Below are 25,436 nucleotides of genomic sequence, written 5' to 3'. Positions count from 1 at the left end.
CTATATTTTATGATAATATATATAATTAGGGCACAATGTGGATATTTACTGTGAAACAGATTTTCAAGGAGGATATAAATAGATGTTTGCAAGGGATATTGGTATTGACCTCGGTACTGCAAATGTACTGATCCATGTTAAAGGTAAAGGAATTGTTCTGAATGAACCTTCCGTAGTAGCACTTGATAAAAACAGCGGCAAAGTGCTGGCGGTTGGCGAAGAGGCAAGACGAATGGTTGGACGTACACCTGGGAATATTGTTGCGATTCGCCCGCTGAAAGACGGAGTTATTGCTGATTTTGAAGTAACAGAAGCAATGCTGAAGCATTTTATTAACAAGCTGAATGTAAAGGGCTTGTTCTCAAAACCGCGCATGCTCATTTGCTGCCCGACGAATATTACATCCGTTGAGCAAAAAGCAATCAAAGAAGCTGCAGAAAAAAGCGGCGGTAAACATGTGTACCTTGAAGAAGAACCTAAAGTTGCCGCTATCGGCGCGGGTATGGAAATATTCCAGCCAAGCGGTAACATGGTTGTAGACATCGGAGGCGGGACGACTGATATCGCGGTTATTTCAATGGGCGATATTGTCACCTCCTCTTCTATTAAAATGGCTGGGGACAAGTTTGACATGGAAATCTTAAATTACATCAAACGCGAGTACAAGCTGCTGATCGGCGAACGTACTGCGGAAGATATTAAGATTAAAGTCGCAACGGTTTTCCCAGACGCACGTCACGAAGAAATTTCCATTCGTGGACGGGACATGGTTTCCGGTCTTCCAAGAACAATTACAGTAAACAGTAAAGAAGTTGAAGAAGCCCTTCGTGAATCTGTCGCTGTTATTGTGCAGGCTGCGAAACAAGTGCTTGAAAGAACACCGCCTGAACTTTCCGCTGATATTATTGACCGCGGCGTTATTATTACTGGCGGAGGCGCACTCTTAAACGGCCTTGACCAGCTGCTTGCTGAAGAGCTGAAGGTACCGGTCCTCGTCGCTGAAAATCCTATGGATTGCGTAGCCATCGGCACAGGTGTCATGCTTGATAATATGGACAAGCTTCCTAAACGCAAACTAAGCTGATTTCACAAACCTCATTCTGAAAAAGAATGGGGTTTTTTTATGAAAAAGCCTTCACGAATGGATAATATATGACGATAATAGGATAAAATACTGATTTTTATCATAGAACGAACATTCCTATATGACAACTGGAAAAAATGCCATTTTAGAGGTGGGAAATTTGTTAAAAGGATTATATACAGCAACATCCGCAATGATTGCCCAGCAGCGAAGAACGGAAATGCTTTCAAATAATATTGCAAATGCAAATACATCCGGATATAAAGCAGATCAAGGCTCCATGCGCGCGTTCCCTGAGATGCTGCTCAGCAGAATAGAATCAAAATCTCCGGCCGGAACAACGAGGACGGAAGTCGGTTCCGTGAATACCGGTGTGTATATGCAGGAGCTTAAGCCTCTTTTCACACAGGGAAGCTTGAAGTCCACAGATCAGCCTACAGATATCACATTGGTTGAAAATCAAGTTCCGGTTTATGCGGAAACCAATGAAAACGCGGCTCTTTTTTATCCGGTTCAGACAGCGGACGGAATCCGTTATTCAAAAAGCAGCACATTTTCACTAAATGAGAATAATCAGCTGACGATCAACGGAAATCCTATTTTATCAACGGATGGCCAGCCAATCACTGTGGATAATGAAAATTTTACTGTATCTGAAAACGGTACTGTGACAACGAACGGACGGACAGCCGGCCAGATTGATGTCAGAATGGCGGAGGATGTCCGCAACCTGAAACGGGACGGAAATAACTTGTACAGCACCGCGGACGGCAATGATCTGCCAAGCGCAGCTGATAATAACCAGGTATCCTATTCATTAAAACAAGGCGTCTCTGAGCTTTCAAACGTGGATGTGACAAGCGCCTATACAGAAATGACTGAAGCGTACAGATCGTTTGAGGCCAATCAGAAGGTTATTCAAGCTTACGATAAAAGTATGGATAAAGCAGCTAATGAAATCGGAAAAATCTAAGATAACGGAAGAAAAAACGGGGGACATCAACTATGCTCAGGTCAATGCTAACGGCATCAACAACCTTAAACCAGCTGCAGCAGCAGATTGACACAATCAGCAGCAACCTTTCAAACAGCAACACAACCGGCTATAAGGCAAAAGATACGAATTTTTCTGAGCTAGTCAGACAGCAATTCGATCAGGTTGATGAAAAAAATGAGGAAGTGGCAAAAGCCCGAAAAACGCCACCCAGCTTGCGTCTCGGCGTCGGAGCGATGATGAATTCACGCCTTGTATCTGATCAAGGAAGCATTCAGAAGACGGATCGCGATCTGGATATCGCGTTTACGTCTCCATACCAATATCTTCAGGTGAACGTGAATGGAAACCGGCAGTATACGAGAGACGGAGCGCTGTACTTAACGCCGTCAGCTGCGAATGCCAACCAGCTTCAGCTCGTTACTGGTAATGGAAATCCGGTGCTTGATGAAAACGGAAATACAGTCAACATCGACAGCTCAATGAAGAATATCACCATCAATAAAAACGGCACCTTAACCGCATCTGACGGAAACGCAGTCCAGCGGTTTAATCTCGGGGTTGTCCAAGTGAATAACCCTCAAGAGCTGAAATCGGAAGGGAATAACCTTTTCTCTATTGATAATGCGGCAGCTTTTGAAGAGCTGAATGGCGCGAATAGACAAAACATCGGCATGCAGCAGGGCTCGCTTGAGATGTCTAATGTCGATATTTCTGAACAAATGACAGATTTGATCACGTCCCAGCGTTCATATCAGCTGAACAGCAGAACGATTACAATGGGAGATCAAATGCTCGGTTTAATTAATTCAGTCAGATAAAAAGAAATGGGCGTTTTCAATCAGCCGCGCATGATAAAAAAAGCGGCTTTTTCGAAATCGTCCTTTTTTTTGTAGTATTCCGTGATATCTTCCAAAAGCACCTCTAAATCCACCCACGCTTCAATTTTTTCTAATTCAAGCACATATTCAAGCAGCTGATCATAGGGGTCTTCAACTGATGTGTAGAGCGCTTCAAGCGTTTTTAATTTTAAGTAAATGGTTTGAATGTCTACCTTTTCAGATAATTCTTTCCCTTTTTCCAGGACGGCTTTCGCTTCTGTGACCTTTCCTGTTTTAAAAAGCGCTCTGACAGATTCGTACACACAATGCAGATACGAGACTGGAGAATTCGTTTCAAATTCTTGATTCTTTAATACCTTTTTAAAGTAAAGAAGCGCTTCCTGGTCTTTTTTTTCGGTTGCTTTTAAAAAGCCAAGGTTATAATAAGCGTGGCATAGCAGGTTTTCGTCATGTAATTGCTGGGTTTTCCTAATGATGTCTTTGAAAAGCTGTTCAGCTTTTTCGTAGCGCTCTTGATCAATATAATTAACGGCGAGCAAAAGCTTGCAGGTGATCACCTTTTTTATATAGCCGAATTGATGTAAATAGATGTGTAATGCTTTTTTGACGTATTGGATGGAAAGCGGCGGTGATTTCATCAAGTAATAGGCGCCGGCGGTTTGATAATATAAATCAGCGGCTTCAAACGTATTTTGAATGGCGGCCAGGTACTGTTCAGCTTTTTTAAAATGATTCACTGCATGTTTCGGAGCTGTTTTTACCATTTCGTATAATCCTGAGAAAAAATACAGATAATATTTCAATTCATCATCCATTTTGTCTTCCAGACCGTACAGATCATCGAACAATGAATCAAGTCCGTTCTGGTTTTCAAAAAGCAGCTGATGGCGGGCCTGAAACAATTGATAACGCATCCAAAGTTTTGTATTCTTTTTGAGCTTCGGAAGGTGCTGGTCAATTTTCTCTTTCAGTGTGCAAACGTGATTCATTTTGCGCTTGCTCATTGCGGAATACCACTCGTCTAACATGTTTTGCATCCTTTTTTCAATAAACTTCGAAATCATTTTCCTACCTCTTTGCTATTGGTAAAATCTATAATTATCATATCATAACTTTTGACGGCTCTCATTGACAGTTGGTTACATTTTAGCGCGGTTGAAAAAGAGATTAATTCATAATATACTTTTCAAATGTACAGATTTGATCTTCGATGATTGCTATACATACTAATGCAGATGAAGGAGATGTCAAGAGAATGCTTGATACTCAGCAAATTAAAGAAATTATTCCTCACCGTTATCCGTTTTTGCTTGTAGACCGGATTACGGAAGTTGAAGAGGGCAAACGGGCAAAAGGCTATAAAAATGTAACTGCTAATGAAGAGTTCTTTAACGGACATTTTCCACAGTATCCGGTAATGCCCGGCGTATTAATTGTAGAAGCGCTTGCCCAAGTCGGGGCTGTTGCGATGCTGATTAAAGAAGAAAATCGCGGCAGACTGGCGTTCTTTGCGGGCATTGACAATTGCCGGTTTAAAAAACAAGTCAAGCCTGGTGATCAGCTTCATCTTGAGGTTGAAATCACTCGTGCGCGCGGCACAATCGGGCGCGGAAAAGGCGTTGCCACAGTTGATGGCGAAGTTGTTTGCGAAGTCGAACTGACTTTTGCTCTCGGAGAATAACTGAAATAAGGCAGATGGGCAGCGGCACATTTGTCTTTTTTCATTCAAAACATGAAAAAAGCAGGTGATTGTATGTGGAAAGAATTTAAGGCCTTTGCCATGCGCGGGAACATTGTTGACCTCGCAATCGGTGTTGTAATAGGCGGCGCGTTCGGCAAGATCGTCACATCTCTAGTCAATGATATCATCATGCCTTTGGTGGGCTTGCTGCTGGGCGGGCTTGATTTTTCAGGCTTGTCGTTTACGTTTGGCGAAGCTGTAGTGAAGTACGGCAGCTTTATACAGACGATTGTAAACTTCTTAATTATATCGTTCTCCATTTTTATTGTTATTCGGACTTTGAATGGGTTGAGACGAAAAAAAGAAGCAGAGGAAGAGGCGGCGGAGGAAGCGCCGGATGCGCAAGAGGAGCTGCTGAAGGAAATCAGAGATCTGCTGAAGCAGCAAACAAGGTCGCCGGAATAAAAAAGACTGCCGTTCTGAAACGGCGGTCTTTTTTATTTTCAATTCCTTTCACTTAATGCTGCGGGGTTTTCCGTTGTTTCAGCAAGATGAATAAGCATGGAAACAGAGGTGCCGGCTTCCGGAGTGCTGCTGATTTTCAACTCGCTTCCGCAAAAATGTTTCAGCCGCTGGTTGATATTTTTTAATCCGACGCTCCGGTCGAAACCCGAAGATAAGAGATCTTTTCGTTTTTCCGGAGCCATACCGACTCCGTTATCTTCTACTTTGATGTAATACTCGTTCCTGTTTTGTTTTTTAGCTGTCAGCTTGATCCATCCTCCGCCTCTTTTCTTGCTGACGCCGTGAAGAACGGCATTTTCCACCAAGGGCTGAATCATTAAAGGCGGAAGGATAAAGTCAATGTCATTGTCTATATCGAAAAAAACCTCAAGCCGATCGCCGAAGCGCGTCTTTTCTATGGAAAGATAGGAACTGATAATAGAAAGCTCATGTTTGAATGAACTGATGGCTGATGTATTTTGGAAGTCAAAACTCATTCTTAAATAGTTGGTAAATTCCTCTGTTACCTCCCGCGCTTTTTCAATATCCAAATGACTGAGAGAAATGATCGTGTTTAATACATTGTAAAGAAAATGAGGTTTGATTTGCGATTGGAGAAATGCCATTTCCATTCTTGTGGCTTGATTTGCTGTATGTTTCATCATAATCAGGTTTTTGATACGCGCCATAAATTCAGAGTAATGATAAGGCTTTTGCAAAATGTCATTCGCTCCGGCATGAAAAGCCTTGTATTTGTCATGGCCGATAATGGCTGCTGTAATCATCAGAACCGGGAGATCAACCATGCTGAATCGTTCGCGAATTCTCATACAGACTTCGAAACCAGTCATATCCGGCATCATCAAGTCCAGAATAACCAAATCAAGCTTGGTGCAAGAGACAACTTCTAATGCCTCCATTCCGTTTTTCGCAGCAATCACATTGTAGGGAACGCCTTCCAGCATATCGATTAAGATTTTTAAACTGTCGATGTTATCATCGACAATCAAAATTGTTGGAGCGTCAATTTTCTCAGAATAATAAGGCGTGCTCATAGAGGTATCTGACATATCTATCCCGGATTGTAAATCAGGAAGACCCTTCTTTGTTTCAGGTACAGGTTCATTTTGAGCAATCGGCAATGTGAAATGGAATGACGAACCTTTTCCCTCTTCCGATTCGACCCAAATGTCTCCGTTTTGTAGCTGAACCAGCTGTTTGACAATACTGAGGCCAAGACCGGCTCCGTCGTCTTTATTTGTTTCGGCTTGCTGAAAAGACTCAAATATGGTTTGGCAATCGGCTTCTGAAATGCCGCTTCCGGTATCCGTTACTGTCACCTTGATCATGTTATCGTTCAGTCTTGAAGCAGAAAGTGTAATTTGGCCCTCCGCTGTATACTTGATTGCATTGTCTACTAGATTGGTTACAATTTGCCGAAAGCGGTTTTCATCTGTGAGTACCAAAGGAAGGCCGGCTGGAATATGATTTATAATGTTCAAGTTTTTATGTCTGGACAAGAGATTGTAGAAATTCATTTCCGAACAGATTAAAGTATAAATATCCACAGGAACCGGGTGAATCTGAAGCATGCCTTGCTTTATTTTTTCTAAATCCAGAATGTCATTCACCAGATTGGACAGCCTGTAGCCCATGCGGATGACAAGCTGCATGTTTTCTTTCTCTTCTTCTATCGTTCTTTTTCCTTTGCCGGCCAGCAGCGTTTGGCATATATTAATAATGCTGTTCAGCGGCGTTTTGAATTCATGTGATGTTTTGGCAATAAAATCATCCTTTAGCCGGTCAATCCTGAGTAATTTCCACGACAGTACTTCATTTTCGCGGAAAGCGCCGGCAAATTGCTGTGCCATCAGAAGAACAATCGCCAGCAACGCAATGACGGTTGGCAATGAATAAATCGAATTAAATGAAAAGGCTGTTTTTCCGCTGTAAGCGGAGATGGTCGTTAAAATGACAAAAGCACTCATTGAAATAGAAGCGATTGTCAGATACAGGCTTCCTTCCATTTTGCGAATCGCTGCAATTGTAAAAATATATGTGATATAAACCAGGGTGGAAACGGCTAGCACAGAATGTAAGATGTATGAGCCATGGCCGATAAAACCCACAGTTAAAAAATCTGTGATCAAGACCAGCCCGGAAGAAACAGTGGCTATGAGAATAAAACGTTTTGATACAATCTGCCGGTAAGCAAAATAGAGATAGAGAAAAACCGCTATACTGACAAACACGGTTGAGATTGCCCTCATTGAATTTAGCAATGAAAATGAAATTGACGGATAGAGGAGAAATATAATCCGCTCTTTTCCGATCATCAGAATAATGAATGAAAAAAGAAGACACATAACAGAAAAAAACAACAAATGTTTATCCTTTTTTCTTTGCAGGAAAAAGCCCAGAAAATATAATCCGGTAATGAAAAAAGCTGTAATCATGATTGAATCATTCAGAAAGGAAATTTTGTTCTCCCGCAATATTTGGTCCTGCGTTCCAAAAGTAATCGGCTTTGCGATTCCCCACCCCGGCGTTTTTCCGAAGTTTGAAAATTGTACCACAAGTTCATTGTCACCCTTGTGAAGCGTAAAAAAGCTCGTATACGGTCTGTTTTGCGCCGTGAAATCAGGTTTATTTGAAGGGCTGCCGCTTTGCCCTATGAGTTGTCCATTAAAATAGATGCGATTTGCACTGTAAATAAACGACGTGCTGATCCCAAAAAGCTGATTATCTTGATTTGATCTGATAGTCAGCTTGTACGTTCCGTAATCCACATTGATGCCCTGTTTGGTCACCTTCACATTGCTGGGAACATCAACGAAGACGGGATCTTTTCCTTTTGCTGAAGAAATCTCTTTTGGTGACAGCAGCTGATTGGGATATAATGTCCACTTTCCATTCAGCTGTACATTTCCATCCTTCTGAAAATCCCAGTTTTCCAGATTCATAACTCCATGCCTTGCCGCAGGAAGTGTTGATCCCGAAAAATGGTCAATGCCTATAAAAATCATAAAGAAAGCGGCATAACCAAAAATAATCGAAATAAAAATGAATTTTTCTTTCATATCAGTGCTCCTTTATCCCAATAGGATTATTCTTAATTCCCATTTTTTATAAATATTTTAAATGCAAACTTTCAAAAACTACAATAGAAAGAAAAAGAATCCAGATAAAGGGGCAATTTGGCATGATATAATAGAAGTTATTTACTGATATCTCGATTTTACATATAGGGTGTGATGTTTTGTGAAAGCGTTAATTGTTGATGATGAGCACCTGGCATTGCTTCACTTTAAAAATATGCTTGAACGGACAAACGCCTTTCAATCTATTATGGCGTATCAAGATCCGATTGAAGTACTGGAGCATCCTGAGGTTGCTGCTGTAGATGCAGTGTTTCTTGATATTGAAATGCCGGGGGTAAACGGCATTGAGCTTGCTGAAGCGATTCAATCGATGAATGAAAACATCCAAGTCGTTTTCATCACGGCCTATAATGAATTCGCTATCAAAGCGTTTGAGCTGAATGCTATTGATTATTTGTTGAAGCCTGTTATTTACAAGCGGCTTGAGACAACTGTTGAGCGAATCAGAACGAATAACAAGCTTAGAGCATCTATGGAAAATACCGAGGCGCATTATTTGATCCAATGTTTTGGGAACCTGCAGTTTCATCAGATCTTAAAGGAAGTCAAAACAAACATTCCCGTCAAGTGGAGAACGTCCAAAGCACGCGAAATATACACCTTTTTACTTCATAATCAAGGGCGTGTTGTCAGTAAAGACACGCTAATCGATCTTTTTTGGCCTAATTATGATGTCTCAAAAGCAAGCACCCAACTCTACTCTACCATTTATCAGATAAGGAAATTGCTCAGCCAGATCCCTTTCAGCCAAACAATCGAGAAGACCGACACAGGATATATTCTTCGACTTTCAGGCGCAAAAATCGATGTTGTGGAATGGGAACAGTCACTAAAAGAGGCGCCCCCGCTCAATACAGCTACATTACATCTGCACATGGATATTTTCATGTCCTATCAAAATCATTATCTGATGGAGCATGGCTATTTGTGGGCAGAACCGGAAAAGACGCGTCTAGTCCAGCTTTGGCTAGGAAAGGCTTATGAACTGATCGATTTTCTCATTCGTGAAATGAAAGATCATCAAGCGATGGACATTTGCCTGCAGGCCGAGAAAATGGAGCCTTTTGATCATAAAATTATGCAATATAAGCTGCAGCTATTTAACAAAAGCGGGAAGGTAGAAGAGGCGATAAAAGAATATCAGCGCTACAAACAAATGAAGGATCAAATTAATTAAAGTATAAATATAGCAAAAATCCATCTCCAGCCAGTGTGTGTCGATTGCCCTATCGAAGCACACTGGTTTTCTTTTTGTACATGTCATCTTCATGGAAAACCCTCGCCATACGTCTCCATTGAAACTTTAAATCTCCAATTCATTCAGTTTTAGTTGTACAGAATTTGTATAGTTCCATTTCATACAATGTAGTTTGGTTCGGCTTCGTTTTTAAACTCATTCGGCATTAGCAATGGGGGGATGAGACATGATTCTATGGTCTCGCGGATCAATCGGCAAGTGAAAAATAGATATGAAAGGGAGGAATGGAAAGTTGAGAGCGAGGAGTTTTCCCTTAGGGCTGAAGAAAAGCGGGCGGATATTCATGATCATAAGCCTGGCCATCTTTTTCTTCTTCAGCCAGATTGCCAGCTATACTCTTACAGCAGAGGCTGTGGGCGTATCAGCAAGCGACAGACAATTTTTCGATTCAGTGACAGTCAAAGACAGGAATCAGCAGGTTGTTGACGGGTCAAAAGGAAACGAACCGGCATTATCGCCGGGGGATGAAGTGACACTGACATATGAATGGTCATTAAAACATGATAAAGAAGCAGTAAGCGAACAGGACATCAATGTGGAGATACCTAAAAGCTTTACATTTGATAAAGGTGCAGAAGGTGAGATCAAATCTGCTGATCAGGTCATCGGCAGCTATCAAGTGCCAGCGGGCAGCAGCACTCTGACGGTGAAATTAAAAAGTGCAACCGCGGATTCTCCTGATGCCAAGGGGACCATCACACTGCCAGCTAAGTTTACTGCAGATGTAAAAGACGATGAACATACAGTAGCGGCCCTTTTTCAACTAGGGGGAGGCAACACCCAGCAGGTGATCATCCCTGTCAAGAAAGATGAGACACCAGATAACGAGGCGGAAGAGCCAAAAAACGACTCTTCTGATACTGCGGGTGATCAGAAAGGGACAGATGACAAATCTGCACCTTCAGTCAGCAAGGATCAAAAAGAAGAGGAACCAAAACCATCGGCAGACTCTAAGAGCAGTGATTCTCCTAAGAGCGATGATTCAAAAAAAGTGTCATCCTCAAGTCAATCAGCTTTCAGAAGTCTGGAAACTGAAGAAAAACAAATCACGCAACATATTCTAACCGGCGTGACATTGACGGACGAAAACGGAAAGCCATATGACAAGGGCAATCGCGCCGATACGAATTCTCCGGTGAAAATTTCAATTGATTGGGCTATTCCTGACGATTTAGGAAAAACAATCAATGCCGGCGATAAATATGAATTTGATTTGCCTAAAGAATTTATTATGCATAATGACATTTTGAACCTGCCGTTAGGCGCCGGAGATACCACCTACGGGACATTTTCTATTGATACGAACGGACATGTGGTGATGACATTTAACGGCGAGGTAAAAGAAAGTTCTAATGTCAAAGGCACATTGGTTATCAATACGCAGTTCAACGAGAAAAAAATAACGGGATCGACAACACAAAAGATTCCATTCCCTGTAAATTCCGATACGCCTGAAACAACGGTTTATTTTAAGCCAAATGTGAGTAAAACCATTGATAAATCAGGTGTTCTGGATAAAGGCATCAACCCCGGTAAAGTAACATGGACGGTCGATGTCAATAAAAAATTGGATCAAGTCAAAAATGCCAAACTCACGGAAAGCCTTCCAGAGGGTTTAATCTACCGTTCAGTTAAAGTGTATGAACTCAATGTGAACATTGATGGTTCTGTCAGCAAAGGAAATGAAGTTTCTTCCGGCTACAGCGTTGATTCAAAAGGAAATGTCTCATTTGATGGGACAATTGATTCAGCCTACCGCCTTGTATATGAAACTGACATTGACAATAGTGCGAAGCCGAGTGAAGGCGGAAATCTAACGCTGACGAACAAGGCAGCATTCAGCGGAGACAACCTGGAACCCATTTCTGCCGAAGCTACTGTTGCAGCCAAATATGGAAAAATGATTGCGAAATCATCGACCGGCTATGATGGAGAATCTCAAACATTCAGCTGGGCTCTTTCATACAACTACGGTGAGAAACAGATCGATCAATCCAAGGCCAGCATTAAAGATTCTTTTGGAACTGGCGATTTGCACCTTGTGAAAGATTCCTTGAAGGTTATTCCTATTACCTTTGGACAGAACGGCAGCGAGCAAGCGGGAACGCCTTTAAAGGAAGGCGAGGACTATACGCTGATCGATAATGGAAGCGGATTTGAAGTCAAATTTAATAAAACCATTACCAGCGCTTACAAAATCACATATCAAACAAAGGTCAACAGCGGAGTGATCATTGATAAATCGACAACATACACCAACAGCGTGGTGACCGGAACAGGTGATTCAAAAGAAGCTTCTGGAATAGCCATTCAACAGAACCTCATCAAAGGGTATTCAAATGTTGATTATGAGAAGAAGACGGCTGATTGGACGATTACAGTTAATAAAAACAAATATGAGATGAACAATTGGATGCTGGATGACCAATTCGAAAGCGGCGGATTGGTTCTGATTGATGACTCGTTCAAAATTCAAGACATAACGAACAACAAAACATTGCAGAAAGACAAAGATTACACGTTGACAAAAAAAACCGGCCATAAAGGCTTTACTTTGGCATTGATCGGGGATTATAAAAAAACAGACAGTCAATTTAAGATCACTTACACAACAACATTCAATGCTGATTATTCTAACGAAAGCGTCAAGAATACAGCTCAGTCAACATGGACTGATCAAAACGGCAACGAGCGCACGAATAAGGTATCAAGCGGTTTTACGCCGAATCATCAGACGACAAACAATGGTTTCAAAAACGGTTCATACAACGCGGTTTCAAAGGAAATCACGTGGAAAATCGGCGTCAATTATAATTGCGAGCCGACGAAAAACCCTTATATCAAAGATGTCATAACAGATCCTCAGCAATTTGTGCCGGGTTCCGTTGTGGTCAAGAGCTATACGATCAATAAAAACGGCTCCATCACAGAAGGAGACGCACTTGATCCTTCCAAGTATGATGTCGAAGAACCTTCTGCGAATAATGAACGCACTCTGACGGTACACCTTAAAACAGGCGATTCTGTACCATACCTGATTGAGTTTAAGACATCACTCAAGGGGCAGGTCATTGATCAGAACCAGTACACAAACAAAGCAACATACTATAATGACGGTTATGCAGACCGCACGTTGACGGGCTCTGTTTCAGTTACGAACGGAGGAAATCTGGTTTTCAAAGGCGGCAAACAAAATGGAAGCTACATCGATTGGAACATTAATGTCAACTCCAGCCAATCAACGCTGGATGACGTAAAAGTTACTGACACGCCGGATGAAAATCAAATACTAGATGCAGATTCTTTTAAAGTATATCAAGCAAAATATGATGAAAACGGTGTGGTCAAAGACAGCAGTGGAAATCTGACCGCGGGCGATGTCGAGCTTCAAAAAGACAAAGATTACACGTTAGACATCAAAACCAACAATACAACAGGTGAACAATCGTTTGTCCTGACATTCATAGGCAGCTATAAGCAAATTGACCGTGCCTATGTGATCAAATACCGGTCTCTGATTAACATAGCCGGAACGAACGGCCACGTTAAAAATAAGGTGTCCATTTCAGGAACAAATGTGAAAGAGCAGACTCAGGAAAACAGTAGCTCAATCTTTGTTGCCATTTCAAGCGGCGACGGTTCCGGATCTGGAGAAAAAGGAAGCCTGACGATCTTTAAAACAGGTGAGGACGATAAAGCTCTAGAAGGAGCAGACTTTCAATTATGGTCTGAGGACGCCAAGCAGCTCCTGCGCAAGGGCACGACAGATGCTGGCGGGAAACTTACATTCGGAAATATCCGCTACGGTTCCTACGTATTAAAAGAAGTAAAAGCGCCTGACGGATATACGATCAGCGATGCTTATGTAAAAGGGGTCCCTGTAAAGATAGACAGCAATTCCTCTAAGACAGGAGCGCTGTACAAAGTCGTAAATCAACAGAACAAGGTGACGCTTATCAAACAAGACGAACAACATAATCCTTTGGCGGGTGCTGTTTTCAAGCTGGAGAAAAAGTCAAATGACGGCACCTATACTCTCATACGAACAGATATAAAATCTGATAAAAACGGAAAAGTGGAAATGAACGGTTTGCCGGCGGGCTACTATCGCCTGACAGAAACGAAAGCTCCGGCAGGCTTTATCGTGAATACAAAAGCGATTCACTTCTCCATCGCAAAGAATGAACAGAATCAAGTGTCCGACGTTAATTTGGGAGCAATGACCAACTACCAAGGAAAAGTCTCTCTGACGAAGGAAAATGCTGAGGGCCAGAAACTTGAAGGCGCAGTATTCAACATTGTCGATCAGGATGGAAATAATGTTCAAGAGGGGCTGACCTCGAATAAGGACGGAAAAATAGAGGCTTCAGGCCTTGCGCCGGGCCGTTACGCTTTTGTTGAAACGAAAGCGCCATCCGGCTATGTGCTGAACACGGAGAAAAAAGAATTTTTGATCTCAGAATCAGCAGCAGGAAAGCCTGAATCCGCAGATGCCGGGATTGCCGTGAACGATAAAGGCGCTGTTGAGTTAACGAAGGAAGATGCCGATGGCCAGAAACTCGAAGGAGCCGTCTTTAAGATTATCGACAAGGAAGGGAAAACGGTTCAAGAAGAGCTGGCATCGGATAAAAACGGTAGAGTCACAGCTTCAGGCCTTGCGCCGGGCCGCTATGCTTTTGTCGAAACGAAAGCGCCATCCGGCTATGTGTTAAACACGGAAAAAATAGAGTTCACGATTTCTGAATCAGCAGCAGGAAAGCCTGAACCAGCAAAAGCCGGGATCGCCATTAACTATAAAGGCGCTGTTGAGTTGACGAAGGAAAATGCTGAAGGCCAAAAACTTGAAGGAGCCGTCTTTAAAATTATTGACCAGGAAGGAAATACAGTTCAAGAAGAGCTGACTTCCGATAAAGACGGGAACATCACAGCTTCAGGCCTTGCGCCGGGCCGTTACGCCTTTGTTGAAACAAAAGCGCCATCCGGTTATGTGTTAAACACGGAGAAAAAAGAGTTTACCATTTCTGAATCAGCAGCAGGGAAGCCAGGATCTGCAGAAGCCGGGATCGCCGTAAACGATAAAGGCTCGGTTCAGCTGACGAAGGAAGATCAAGATGGAAAAGGCTTAGCCGGCGCAGTATTCAAAATCACTGACAGCAATGGGGAAACAGTGAGAGACGATCTAGTTTCAAAAGAAGGCGGCAAAATAGAAGTTGACGGGTTAGCACCGGGAAGCTATCAATTTATTGAAAAAGAGGCGCCAGATGGATATCTTTTATCCGAAAAACCAGTGTCATTCACCATTAAAGCTGAATATAGCGGCAAACCTGAACAAGTGAAAGTGACAGCGGTTAATATCAAGAACCTTGTTGTTCTCACCAAAGTGGATCAGCATGATAATAATAAAGTTCTGCAAGGCGCGGAGTTCAATCTGACGGACGCCAACGGAAAAGTGCTGAAATCCGGCTTGACGACGGATGAAAAAGGTCAAATTACCGTGCACGGCCTTAAAGCTGGCGAATATCAGTTTGTCGAAACAAAAGCGCCTAAGGATTATCATTTGGATCAAACACCTATATCGTTCAAGATCACAAATACAGAAACGAAACCAATCGACATCACCGTGGAGAACATATTGGCACCAGGTGACGTGAATGTGACGAAAGTGGATCAAGACGATAAAAATACAGTTTTGGCGGGCGCTGAATTCAAGTTATTGGACGCAAGCGGCAAGCCTGTAAAAACTGACGGCTTTGGCAAAGAGCTGCCTGAACTCTGGAAAACAGATAATAAGGGGCAGTTCACAGTAAAAGGCCTTGCGCCGGGAAGCTATCAGTTTATTGAAACGAAGGCACCCGAAGGTTACAAACTAGATGAAACACCGATCGAATTCACAATTGAAAAAGGACAGTCAAAAGCTGTAGAGATCGTTGTTTCTAATCAAAAAGTAAAAATGCCAACACCTGACAAACCTGACAAACCTGCACCGGGTGGAAATGTGAAGGAAGATGGACATCATTCGAAAACCAATGGTACATCGGGTGATTCGAAAACAGAAAATCCTCTTCCGAAAACTGGAGATTCGGATAGCACGCTGACAGTAATGATCGGTATTCTGCTGCTTATGGCAGGCGGAGGCTTAGCTGTTGCCTCAAGAAAGAAGCAAAGAAAGGGATAAATATGAAAGCACCTGATCATTGAAGAATCGATCAGGTGCTTTTTTAAAAGTGACACAGCTCTTTTTGAATGAAGCATAAGAAAGGAATTTTTTGCATGTACAAGAAAATGATCATTACGTTGTTCATTCTTTTCGGACTGTTGCTTATCTGTTCCCCTTTTTTGAAAGGAGGAATCATAGTCTATCTTAGCAAAAGCCAGAATGAGTCGGCATTAACTGTGGAGCAGCTGAAAAAAAATAATGAGAAAGAAGCTGCTTTTGAATTTGACTCAATCCAGCCGCCTGATTTGATGGAAGCCATAAAGGCTGGCTTTGATCACGATCAGAAAGCGATCATCGGACGGATAACCATTAAAAGTGTCGATCTGGAGCTTCCGATCCTAAAAGGCACTACCAACGAAAATCTTCTGATCGGGGCGGCAACAATGCGCCCGGATCAGAAAATGGGCGAGGGGAATTATCCGTTGGCGGGCCATCATCTAAAGCAAAAGAGTCTTCTGTTTGGACCTCTGATGAATATAAAAAAAGGCGCCAAAATTGTGATTACAGATTTTAAAAAAGACTATATTTACTCAGTGACATCAACAGAAACGATTTCAGAAATACAGGCAGATGTGATTCAGAATACAAAAGAAAAGGAAATTACGTTAATTACCTGTGACAAAGCTGTGGAAACGAAAGGACGTCTAGCAGTTAAAGGGAAATTGATTGATGCTGTCGGCCATACAGATGATATCAATAGCGAAATGTAAGTTTCTTGATGTCTTTCTTTTGCAGTGGATATTTACAGAAAAAAGACTGCCGTTTCCTAACGGCAGTCTTTTTTAATGCAGAACATATTTCTTCAAAATGTCCATTGTGATGCTTTTCGCTTCTGTTCCGGTTCCGTCAATGTTTGTCACGAAGCTGTACGCCCCGTGCTCGGTTTTAACAAAGCCGGCATACCAGCCGATGCCTGAGCCAGAACCGGTTTTTCCATAAAGCGTATAGTGGTCTTCGTCTTCTTGAATCATCATCCGTTTTACCGTCTTCATGACGCTTTTGTCAAATGGTAGTTTTTCTTTGTATAACGATTCCATAAAATCTGTTTGTTCTAAAGGAGAGATTTTGAGAGTGCTGCTTAGCCAGAATTGATCAATTCCGCCGCTGATGTCTTGGTTGCCGTAACCTGTTTTTTCAATCCATTCCTTCATTCGCTCTTCTCCGATGTCCCGGGCCATTGCTTGGTAATACCAAACCACTGAATATCTCATAGCAGAGCCGAGCGTATGGTCTTGGTTCCAAACGTCAAGTTCCCGTTTCACGCCATCCCAGTATTTGATGTCATATTCATCTTTAACAGCGCCTGTTTCTAATCCGATAAGCGCATTAGGAACTTTAAACGTCGACTGCGGCGCAAATCTTTGTTTTGCGCGCTGATCGTTGTAGACGAATGTTTTTTCGTTTTTTAAATCCCGCAAGATAAAAGTGCCGTCGAGATCTGTGAAAAACTCATCAACCTTCAGCTTTTTCGAATTTATGTTTTTCTCTGCAGCTTCAGCTTCTGTAGGTGTCTGTAAACTTGATGTCATGAGCAGAGCCGCACCGATAAGTGATAAAAAGAGTGCTTGCACCTTTCCCTTGCTCAATATCTTCACCTCAGAAATTTTTTATATGTTTTGCTTAAACGCCTCAATCAGTTTTGTTCCTGTATAGCCCTCTTTTACAAGGGACTCCAGAATGGTTTCAGTGCCTTGCTGTTTTCTTGTCACCATTTGTCCGTAGATTAAAACCTGTATGCTTTCTTCCAGCTTGACAATATTTTTCACTGCCGCTGTCAGCTGGGCGGGGCGGTTGCTTTTTTTCGTGATCGTTACAAATACTTTGGCTTCAGTTTGGCTGTTTTGAAGCTGTTCAAAAAAAGACAGGTGTTCTTTCGATACAAGCGCTTCAATCAGCCAGTGGTTTTCACCGTCTTCTTTATTTATAATCAGTCCGTCAATTAGGGGAAACTGTTCAATTGATTTTTCTTCCTTGTCCACTCGTTCCACATTCAGGTCAACCAGTTTAAAGGTTTTCATTTCTTTTCTCACCCCGATTACTTCCAAAGATTTCTTGCCTTCCATTATAACATAAACTTTTTAGAGGAAAAAACGCTGCAATGCCGGGGCTAAAGAATTTCATATTGGTGAAACATTTAATAATTTCTATTTTTTCATTATACTGTAACTGACTATGGATTACGGAGAGATGTGTATGAATCAATTTCGTTTAAAAGAAATTTACATTGACGGCACTCCTTCTGAAAACCGTTTGATTCAAAAGGATGAAGCATATATATTAAGCCGTAAAGAAGTTTTTGAAGTCCATTTGAACACAAAAGGGAGGATGAGTTTTTTATACGAAACACACGACGGCATGGAGCAGTATAAAATTGAGGTGTCATTGCCGGAAAAAAAACTGAGCTTTCAGTGGTTTGCATGGGATGGTTCTTCCTATGTGTGCATGAATACGCAAAATTGGCTGACAAAGCAAATCTTTTTCCGTTTTTTAAAAAGTACATATTTCTTTAAAGGGAAAAAACAAAAGATGTTTTTAGCTGAAGGAAAAATGAAAACGAAAGATAAAAACAGAGGCTGAAAGTCATTTTTAAGCGTTTTTCTTTTCTCATTGCATCATCTACAATACATATAACCGCAAGGAGAGGAGGAATCGCATGTTCAATCAGGTCATGCTTGTCGGACGTCTTACAAAAGATCCTGAGCTTCGCTACACTTCCGCCGGTGCGGCAGTTGCACACGTTACGCTCGCGGTAAACCGCAGCTTCAAAAATGCTTCAGGTGAAATTGAGGCCGATTATGTCAATTGCACGCTTTGGAGAAAAACTGCTGAAAACACGGCGTTGTATTGCCAAAAAGGTTCTCTCGTCGGCGTAAGCGGACGGATCCAGACAAGGAGCTATGAAAACGCAGAAGGCGTTAACGTGTATGTAACGGAAGTGTTGGCTGATACTGTTCGTTTTATGGACCCTAAACCCCGGGAAAAAACGGCCGATTGACATAACCCCTGCTCCTCCCGATTTCTATCCATTCACGATTATCCGGATCTCCGAATCATCCCCTCAAAACTGACCAGTCGACCAGACTGGTTTTTTTCTTTTTAGGAAAAATTGGTTCTTATGATGCATTTTTGCTTAAAAACACTTAATAATGTTGATTGCAACTCATTAAAAACTTATAATTACTTAAAGATGATTGATAAGAAAAGGAATGAGGGCGTGTACCAAGAAGAAAGATTAGTAGCGATTTTGGACTTTTTAAAACAGCATAACCGAATTACAACGGAGCAGATCTGTACGCTCCTTCAAGTGTCAAGGGATACAGCGAGACGTGACCTCGTGAAGCTGGAGGAACAGAATGCCATTATCCGCACAAGGGGCGGTGCCATTTTGCCGACTGTGCATCAGAAAATTCAAAGTTATTCAGGCCGATTGAAAACAGTGTCCGAGGAAAAAAACAAGATCGGCAGGCTTGCCGCATCGCTCATTCATGATGGTGACCGGGTGATTTTAGACGCCTCTACAACCGTTCAGGCATGTGCAAAGCATTTGAATGCGGATGATTGTACGGTGATTACCAACTCGATTAATCTCGCGGAAGTGCTGTCCAATAAAGAGGGAATTGAAATCTATCTGCTCGGGGGCAAGCTGGAAAAGGAGCACCGGTTTCTGTACGGCGCCTCTGTGATTGAAAAGCTTTCAAGCTATCACGTCGATAAAGCGCTGATCGGTGTGGTCGGTATTTCTGAGCATGGCATTACAATTGCGCATGAAGAAGATGGCATGGTAAAGCGAAAAATGATTCAGCAGGCAAAGCAGGTGATCGCACTTGCAGATCATTCGAAACTCGGAAGCACCAGTTTTTATCAGTATGCGGAGCTGAGTGAAATCGATCTGTTGATCACAGACAGGCTGCCGAATCAGGCGTTTTGTGACTTGCTTGACCGTAACGGTGTGGAACTTCTCGTGACAGAGCAGGATGAAGGAAAGGGCTGACAAACGTGAAATTAATTGCGATTGACTTAGATGGAACCTTACTCAACAGCAAGCATCAGGTAAGCTTGGAAAATGAAAATGCGCTGCGTCAGGCGCAGAAAGACGGCATTGAAGTAGTGGTGTCAACTGGGCGCGCTTATTTTGATGTTGAATCGATTTTTGAGCCGCTCGAGATCAAAACGTGGGTCATCAGCGCAAACGGCGCCGTCATTCACGATCCTGACGGCAGGCTTTATCATCAGGAAACCATTGAGAAACAACGGGCGTATGACATTCTCTCATGGCTTGAGTCAGAAAACTATTACTACGAGGTATTCACAGGTTCAGCCATTTATACGCCGCAAAACGGGAGAGAACTACTTGATGTTGAGCTGGACCGATTTAAGAGCGCGAATCCGGAAGCGGATCTTTCTGTCCTTATGCAGGCGGCCGAGGTGCAATACAGCCAATCCGGTTTCGCTTACATTGGCTCGTTTCAAGAACTGTTTGAGACCGATCAGGAGATCGACTTTTATAATATTCTCGGTTTTTCTTTCCTCAAAGAGAAGCTTGAGGCAGGCTGGAAAAGATATGAGCATGCTGAAGATTTGACGCTTGTCAGTTCGGCTGAGCATAACTTTGAGCTTTCTGCCCGCAAAGCTTCCAAGGGGCAGGCGCTGGAGAGGCTTGCGGAACGGCTGAATATTCCGATCGAAGAAACCGCAGCTGTAGGTGACAGTTTAAATGACAAATCGATGCTGGAGGCTGCGGGAAAAGGTGTAGCGATGGGCAATGCGCGGGAAGATATCAAAGCGATCGCTAATGCTGTCACCTTGACCAATGACGAACACGGTGTCGCACATATGATTAAGAATTTGCTGTAGGTTTATATGCTGCACCAAACGTGCATCCTGTTGATAACCGGCGTAACGGATTCTTTGAAAATTCGGCGTGACGGCTATGAACGGAAAAAAGCTGGCTCTTTCAGGAGCCAGCTTTTTTTATAGTCAATTATTGCGCTGAGGCGCTTAATGTAAACAATTCTTCGAGTTCCTGTGTGGAAAGCTCGGTAATCCAGTTTTCACTTTGGATAATTTGATCGTTCAGGGTTTGCTTCGATTCGAGCATGACATCAATTTTTTCTTCGATTGTTCCCGTTGTAATCATTTTATGAACGTGGACAAAGCGCTCCTGGCCAATGCGGTATGCCCGGTCAGTCGCTTGATTTTCAACCGCCGGGTTCCACCATCTGTCATAATGGATGACGTGATTGGCGGCGGTCAAATTAAGTCCGGTGCCTCCAGCTTTGAGTGAAAGAATGAGTGTCGGGTATTCTTTCTTCTGGAATCTCTCAACGAGTGAATCCCGCTCTTGCTTGGAGAGGCTTCCGTTTAGAAATTGCACAGGTTCGCCGAACGTTTTTTCAAGCAGCCTTTTCATCATGTTCCCCATCTGAATGTATTGCGTGAAAATGAGGCAGCTTTCGTTTTGGGCGCGAATCGCTGTCATGAGTTCCAGCAATTTTTCGAGCTTGACTGATCTGCCGGCCAGCAGCTCGGTTTGATCTTCTTTTAAATAGAGTGCAGGATGGTCGCAAATTTGCTTGAGCCGTCCGAGCATGCTGAGAATCAGCGCTTTTCGCTGCATGCCGGTCAGAGACGTCATATGGTCAAATGTGTCTTTGACAAGCTGTTCATAAAGTGACGCCTGTTCGGCTGAGAGCGGGATAAATTCTTTTTCTTCCAGCTTCTCAGGAAGATTAAGCGCGACCTCCTCGTCCCGTTTCGTCCGCCGGAGAAGGAACGGCCGTATTAATTGCTGAAGCTGACCGATTCTCTTTTCGTCCCGGTCTTTTTCAATCGGCAGCACATACCGTTTATGGAAGCCTGTCAAACTGCCGAGGTAGCCTTTATTCATGAAGTCAAAAATGGACCACAGCTCGGTCAAACGGTTTTCCATTGGAGTCCCGCTCAGCGCGATATGGTGAAGCCCTTTGAGCTTTCTGATTGCGCGTGATTGTTTCGTATGCGCATTTTTAATATTTTGCGCTTCATCAAGGCAGATCGTGTTCCATGTCACAGAAGACAGCTCTTCAGCATCGGCATGCGACAGCCCGTATGAAGTGAGTACCACATCTGCGGTTTCGTAATGCGCAGCGAAATCATCACCCTTTGGACGGCGCGGCCCATAATGGAGCGCGACAGACAGATCAGGGGCAAAGGTTTGAAGCTCCCGCTGCCAGTTGCCGAGTACGGATGTCGGCGCGATAATCAAATTCGGCGTTTTTTGCCGGCCGCTTTCCTTCACGTGAAGGAAATAGGCGATCATTTGAATCGTTTTCCCAAGACCCATATCGTCAGCCAGACAGGCGCCAAAACCGCTTTCCCGCAGAAACAGCAGCCAGTTCATGCCGTATTTCTGATAAGGTCGGAGTGTCCCTTTGAAAGAAGGACTGACTTCGTGCTCCGGCAGGTTTTCAGCGGCAGTGAGCTTCCGAATCAGTGACCTAAGCTGTTTGGACAGATCAAATTGAATGCCGGCAAAAGCGGATGTATCAATCAGATCTGAATCCTCCAGCCCGCCTTCTTGCTGATCCATTAGCTCGCGAGCCAGAATATCAGACATGTGGAGTCCTTCTGATTCCGCTTTTTCCATCAGTCGCTTCATCTGTTTAATAAACTGCGGATCAATTTTTACCCATTGCCCGCGGATATTAACGAGGCGTCTGTTGCTGGCGACAAGCTCATTAAATTCAGCCTCAGTCAGCTCAATTCCATTTGTCGCAAACCGCCAGTTGAAATCAAGCAGCGCATTCATGCCGACAAATGACTCGCCGCGCGGGGCGGACGACACTTTTGCTTTCAGCATCATGCTGCTGTCTCTGACAATCTGCCACCAGGATGGGAGGAGAATTTCAACGCCCATATCGACAAGCGTCTCACTCGCTTCCGACAGGAATATCCAGGCTTCTTCCTCTGAAATCAGCGTTGTCCCGGAATCAAATGAGAGCCACGGAACCGTTCTGTGAAAGCGGTCCTGTTCACGCGCGATTTTATCGCTGTATGCCTGCCACGATCTTTTGAGGCTCTTCAGCCCGTCAAAGAATTCAATAGCGCCGCTCTTTTTATCGCGTAAAAACACTTCGATTTTCCAATCGTCTCCGTCAAAGTCTGGTTCATTTAAGCGCAGGCCGACTGTAAATGGAGATTGATCGTCAATCCAGCCGATCCCTTCAAGAAAATCCTCTTCATCGAGAAAATGTCCGCGGAATGTCGTGACCGCAGGCGATTTCTCCTTGATGTGTTCCCATTTCTCCCGCAGGTCATCGTCGTATTGGATGTAGTCCTGCACTGCAGCGGAAAACCAATCCGCAGTAAAGCCATCCAGTATATTGTCGCGGTCCTTCCAGCGAAAAACACCGTTTGTCCATGCTTCATAGTCAGGCAGAAAATCGCCGTCTGCGATAAATTCATAGATGGTCGATGCCGCCTCGATCAGCGGCTCCGTTTCTTCAGTAAGCTGTACGGAGCTGAATGAGTTGAACGAGTTTTTGCCGAGAAGCTCTACAGTCATCCATGGAGAAAGCAAAACAGCGGTTGTCCCAATGAAGCTGACATCCTCAAGAAAGGTTCCGTAAAATGAGGATTCGTGCCATTGGAACAAATGCTTTTTCATATGGCTGTAGGGAAGAGGCTGCTCATTCTCATCAAAAGCTGAGAGTGTAAATGACCCATCTTCCATTTGTTCGACGTGAATGAGAATTTCTTTAAGACTCGCCATCAATCAACTTTCCTTTCTGCAGTTCTTCTTGAAGTGCGCGCAGGCGCTTGTAATGCGAGCTCAGCTGCTGAATATACCGCTCCCACACCTTCAGTTTCTTCGCTTTTCTGTACAGGGTGCGCAATTTTTTCAAATACCGGGCGGCTTCCTTGTACGAGCTGCGGTTCTTCTGATCGATGAAAAAGGCCACTTCTCTGTGATAAGCCGGTATAAGGGCCTCCGGGTCGCTCGCTGCAATTTCCTTCAGCATGATTTTATCCATTTCATAGATGGAAAAGCCGACAAGGCTGTGAATCTCGATCCACTCGGCATATCGTTTCTTCTCATATAAATGATGGCTGTATTCTGTGAACGTATACGGCAGACAGCCCGCAGCATAGCGTTCAAACAGCGCTTGGTCATTGGTTTGCTTCACATAGGCATTCAGCAGAAGGAACAGCTCGCCGATCACGTCGCGAATCTCTTTAAACGGCTTATCCAGCTTCGTATAACCCATCGCAATCGGTTCAATCCGCTGGTACCATGTTTTCAGCCGTTTCCAATCCTTCTTGGCAGTGATTTCACTCAGCCACTGAAATGTATATGGCAGCGCTTCCGGCGGGAATTGATCAGCTTCCGCAAAAATAACGTCATCATTTTTCTGCAGGAATTCCAAATGTAGGCGGCCGAATTGCAATTCAGGAGAAAAACGCCGTCCGGCTTCTTTTTTCAAAATCTCCTGTTCACGCGCCACCCATTTTGGCCGCGACAGCAGCGCACTCCAAATTTCACCGAAGATGCGGATGCGTTCATATTGAAAAATTTCTTCTTTCAACAGCAAGTTTCGGACAACATCCGGTGTTTTTTCCAAAAATGGATCAAGCGCAAAAGACAGCGCGTATGTTTTTAATTTATCAATAGAGCTGTAGATTGTATCCATCAGCTGTTCAACGTACGGATTGAGGGAATAAAAGTCTTGCTCGGGGTTTAGCTTGCCCGCTTCAATCAATGTGAACATGCGAAGCCAAACCGCAATTGCGGAATGAATCTGATACAGGCTTTTCAGCTCCGGCTTGTTCGGCGCATGCTTTTTTAATGCGGACAGGTAGCCGTAATAGAGGCCCTGCATGTTTTGGCTGCCTTCCGGCGTGCGCGCCTGCCAGAGAGAAAACTCTGAATCAAAAAAAGAAAGCCAGCTTGAAAGCGATTCTTCATTAGGCAGCACCTTTTCCTGAAACTGGCGGCGGACGAGCTCTTTGCTTTCCTCAAGCTTTTCCCTCTCCAGCCAATACTCTGTAAAAGTACCCACTCGCTCGAACATTGCATATACATATAAAAACACAGCCAGCATATGGCGGCAGATTCTTCCGGACGGACATGAACAGCCGCTTTTGACTATAACAAACAAGTTCAATGTGACCCGCACAGGCACAACATCCTGCACATAAGCCGTAACTTCCGTCGGACTCACCGCTTGTAAACGATAGACTGAATCCTGCCGATATAAAATAAGGGCTTTTTTGATAAGCTGAACATTTTCTTCATTGTAAGGAAGAAGTTCTTTTAACTGTTCAGCAGATGCCAGCACATCGTCTTTGGAAATCATATTCTGAAGCATGATTATCGCTCCTAACCGAGTCACGTAATAAAAAGATCCAATTTCTCTATTATATCGCAACCCATCGGCCTGAAAAAGTTTTTCCTAAAAAAGGACATAAAAAATGGGATGTGTCGAATGATGTATTAGAGATTGCAAATTGATAACCGGCATCATATAATAATCGTGTTTTCAACTTAATGGAAGCTGAAAGGAACAAAAAGATGAGTGAAAAGAAATTGAATCAAGAGGAATTTCTGAAAATTTTGATGCATGCACATGAAATTGGTGAGCGGTCATCTGAGATGACGACGAAGGAAATGCTTGAAAATTTGATTTCTCATATTAAAAATGGATATGCAACATAAG

The 25,436-nt window shown here is 43.2% G+C and carries 19 protein-coding genes and 1 pseudogene; 13 read left to right on the top strand and 7 right to left on the bottom strand.

What is annotated here, in order from left to right; translation table 11 throughout:
* The first annotated feature begins 82 nt into the window (after positions 1-82).
* The 3 genes from mbl (at position 83) to flhP (ending at position 2,899) form a co-directional block, all read left to right on the top strand.
* Positions 83-1,084, top strand: coding sequence for a cell shape-determining protein Mbl (gene mbl, locus BSI_RS19175; protein WP_003227776.1), 1,002 nt, complete (start codon positions 83-85; stop codon positions 1,082-1,084).
* A gap of 160 nt (positions 1,085-1,244) precedes the next feature.
* A complete protein-coding gene (gene flhO, locus BSI_RS19180; protein ID WP_032731667.1) occupies positions 1,245-2,057 on the top strand; it encodes a flagellar hook-basal body complex protein FlhO in 813 nt (270 codons plus the stop codon).
* Positions 2,058-2,089: 32 nt separating this feature from the next.
* A complete protein-coding gene (gene flhP / locus BSI_RS19185) occupies positions 2,090-2,899 on the top strand; it encodes a flagellar hook-basal body complex protein FlhP (RefSeq protein WP_003235667.1) in 810 nt (269 codons plus the stop codon).
* 20 nt (positions 2,900-2,919) lie between these two features.
* On the opposite strand, the gene rapD is transcribed toward flhP, so the two are convergent.
* A complete protein-coding gene (gene rapD, locus BSI_RS19190) occupies positions 2,920-3,984 on the bottom strand; it encodes an aspartate phosphatase RapD (protein WP_003235665.1) in 1,065 nt (354 codons plus the stop codon).
* Positions 3,985-4,175: 191 nt separating this feature from the next.
* Here rapD and fabZ point away from each other — a divergent pair, with 191 nt between their 5' ends.
* Complete coding sequence (gene fabZ, locus BSI_RS19195) at positions 4,176-4,601, top strand: 3-hydroxyacyl-ACP dehydratase FabZ (RefSeq protein ID WP_003235662.1); 426 nt, start codon at positions 4,176-4,178, stop codon at positions 4,599-4,601.
* Between the two features lie 72 nt (positions 4,602-4,673).
* Positions 4,674-5,066 carry a large conductance mechanosensitive channel protein MscL gene (gene mscL, locus BSI_RS19200; RefSeq protein ID WP_029316919.1) on the top strand — a complete coding sequence of 131 codons (393 nt, stop codon included), beginning with the start codon at positions 4,674-4,676 and terminating at the stop codon, positions 5,064-5,066.
* Positions 5,067-5,104: 38 nt separating this feature from the next.
* Here mscL and BSI_RS22905 read toward each other — a convergent pair whose 3' ends face one another.
* Together BSI_RS22905 and BSI_RS23265 are read right to left on the bottom strand one after the other, a co-directional pair.
* Positions 5,105-6,070 (bottom strand): histidine kinase, encoded by a 966-nt coding sequence (locus BSI_RS22905; protein WP_249033936.1) that lies wholly within the window; start codon positions 6,068-6,070, stop codon positions 5,105-5,107.
* Positions 6,071-6,247: 177 nt separating this feature from the next.
* A pseudogene (locus BSI_RS23265) lies at positions 6,248-6,976 on the bottom strand (sensor histidine kinase); the annotation flags it as partial.
* Positions 6,977-8,366: 1,390 nt separating this feature from the next.
* On the opposite strand from BSI_RS23265, the gene BSI_RS19210 reads away from it, so the two are divergent.
* The 3 genes from BSI_RS19210 (at position 8,367) to BSI_RS19220 (ending at position 16,451) form a co-directional block, all read left to right on the top strand.
* Entirely contained in the window at positions 8,367-9,443 is a 1,077-nt protein-coding gene (locus BSI_RS19210; protein WP_003235654.1) for a response regulator, read from the top strand.
* A 313-nt stretch (positions 9,444-9,756) separates the two neighbouring features.
* The gene (locus BSI_RS19215) at positions 9,757-15,699 is read left to right on the top strand and encodes a SpaA isopeptide-forming pilin-related protein (RefSeq protein WP_003235653.1); all 5,943 of its coding nucleotides are present in this window, start codon (positions 9,757-9,759) and stop codon (positions 15,697-15,699) included.
* Between the two features lie 95 nt (positions 15,700-15,794).
* Complete coding sequence (locus tag BSI_RS19220; RefSeq protein WP_032731665.1) at positions 15,795-16,451, top strand: class A sortase; 657 nt, start codon at positions 15,795-15,797, stop codon at positions 16,449-16,451.
* Between the two features lie 72 nt (positions 16,452-16,523).
* Here the strand turns inward: BSI_RS19220 and BSI_RS19225 are convergent, their stop codons facing one another.
* Positions 16,524-17,327 (bottom strand): class D beta-lactamase BSU-1, encoded by an 804-nt coding sequence (locus BSI_RS19225; protein ID WP_003235647.1) that lies wholly within the window; start codon positions 17,325-17,327, stop codon positions 16,524-16,526.
* A gap of 21 nt (positions 17,328-17,348) precedes the next feature.
* Positions 17,349-17,759 (bottom strand): YwpF-like family protein, encoded by a 411-nt coding sequence (locus BSI_RS19230; RefSeq protein WP_032731815.1) that lies wholly within the window; start codon positions 17,757-17,759, stop codon positions 17,349-17,351.
* Positions 17,760-17,934: 175 nt separating this feature from the next.
* Between BSI_RS19230 and BSI_RS19235 the strand changes: the two genes are divergently transcribed.
* The 4 genes from BSI_RS19235 (at position 17,935) to BSI_RS19250 (ending at position 20,595) form a co-directional block, all read left to right on the top strand.
* Positions 17,935-18,318, top strand: coding sequence for a hypothetical protein (locus BSI_RS19235; RefSeq protein WP_003235643.1), 384 nt, complete (start codon positions 17,935-17,937; stop codon positions 18,316-18,318).
* A 76-nt stretch (positions 18,319-18,394) separates the two neighbouring features.
* Positions 18,395-18,736 carry a single-stranded DNA-binding protein SsbB gene (ssbB, locus tag BSI_RS19240; protein ID WP_003235640.1) on the top strand — a complete coding sequence of 114 codons (342 nt, stop codon included), beginning with the start codon at positions 18,395-18,397 and terminating at the stop codon, positions 18,734-18,736.
* Between the two features lie 219 nt (positions 18,737-18,955).
* The gene (glcR, locus tag BSI_RS19245; protein WP_019259680.1) at positions 18,956-19,732 is read left to right on the top strand and encodes a transcriptional regulator GlcR; all 777 of its coding nucleotides are present in this window, start codon (positions 18,956-18,958) and stop codon (positions 19,730-19,732) included.
* Positions 19,733-19,737: 5 nt separating this feature from the next.
* Positions 19,738-20,595 (top strand): Cof-type HAD-IIB family hydrolase, encoded by an 858-nt coding sequence (locus BSI_RS19250; RefSeq protein WP_003235638.1) that lies wholly within the window; start codon positions 19,738-19,740, stop codon positions 20,593-20,595.
* 127 nt (positions 20,596-20,722) lie between these two features.
* On the opposite strand, the gene BSI_RS19255 is transcribed toward BSI_RS19250, so the two are convergent.
* Positions 20,723-23,491 (bottom strand): DEAD/DEAH box helicase, encoded by a 2,769-nt coding sequence (locus tag BSI_RS19255; protein WP_003235636.1) that lies wholly within the window; start codon positions 23,489-23,491, stop codon positions 20,723-20,725.
* On the bottom strand, positions 23,478-25,088 hold the full coding sequence (locus BSI_RS19260) for an SWIM zinc finger family protein (protein ID WP_003235635.1): 1,611 nt from the start codon (positions 25,086-25,088) through the stop codon (positions 23,478-23,480). Before BSI_RS19260 ends, BSI_RS19255 begins: the two co-directional genes overlap by 14 nt.
* Before the next feature lie 203 nt (positions 25,089-25,291).
* On the opposite strand from BSI_RS19260, the gene BSI_RS19265 reads away from it, so the two are divergent.
* A complete protein-coding gene (locus BSI_RS19265; protein WP_003221769.1) occupies positions 25,292-25,435 on the top strand; it encodes a YwzD family small protein in 144 nt (47 codons plus the stop codon).
* The last annotated feature ends 1 nt before the right edge of the window (position 25,436 follow it).

The organism is Bacillus inaquosorum KCTC 13429 (assembly GCF_000332645.1).
Classification (GTDB): domain Bacteria; phylum Bacillota; class Bacilli; order Bacillales; family Bacillaceae; genus Bacillus; species Bacillus inaquosorum.
The sequence above is the reverse complement of the archived record's forward strand: the minus strand, read 5'-3'. Positions and strand labels throughout refer to the sequence as shown.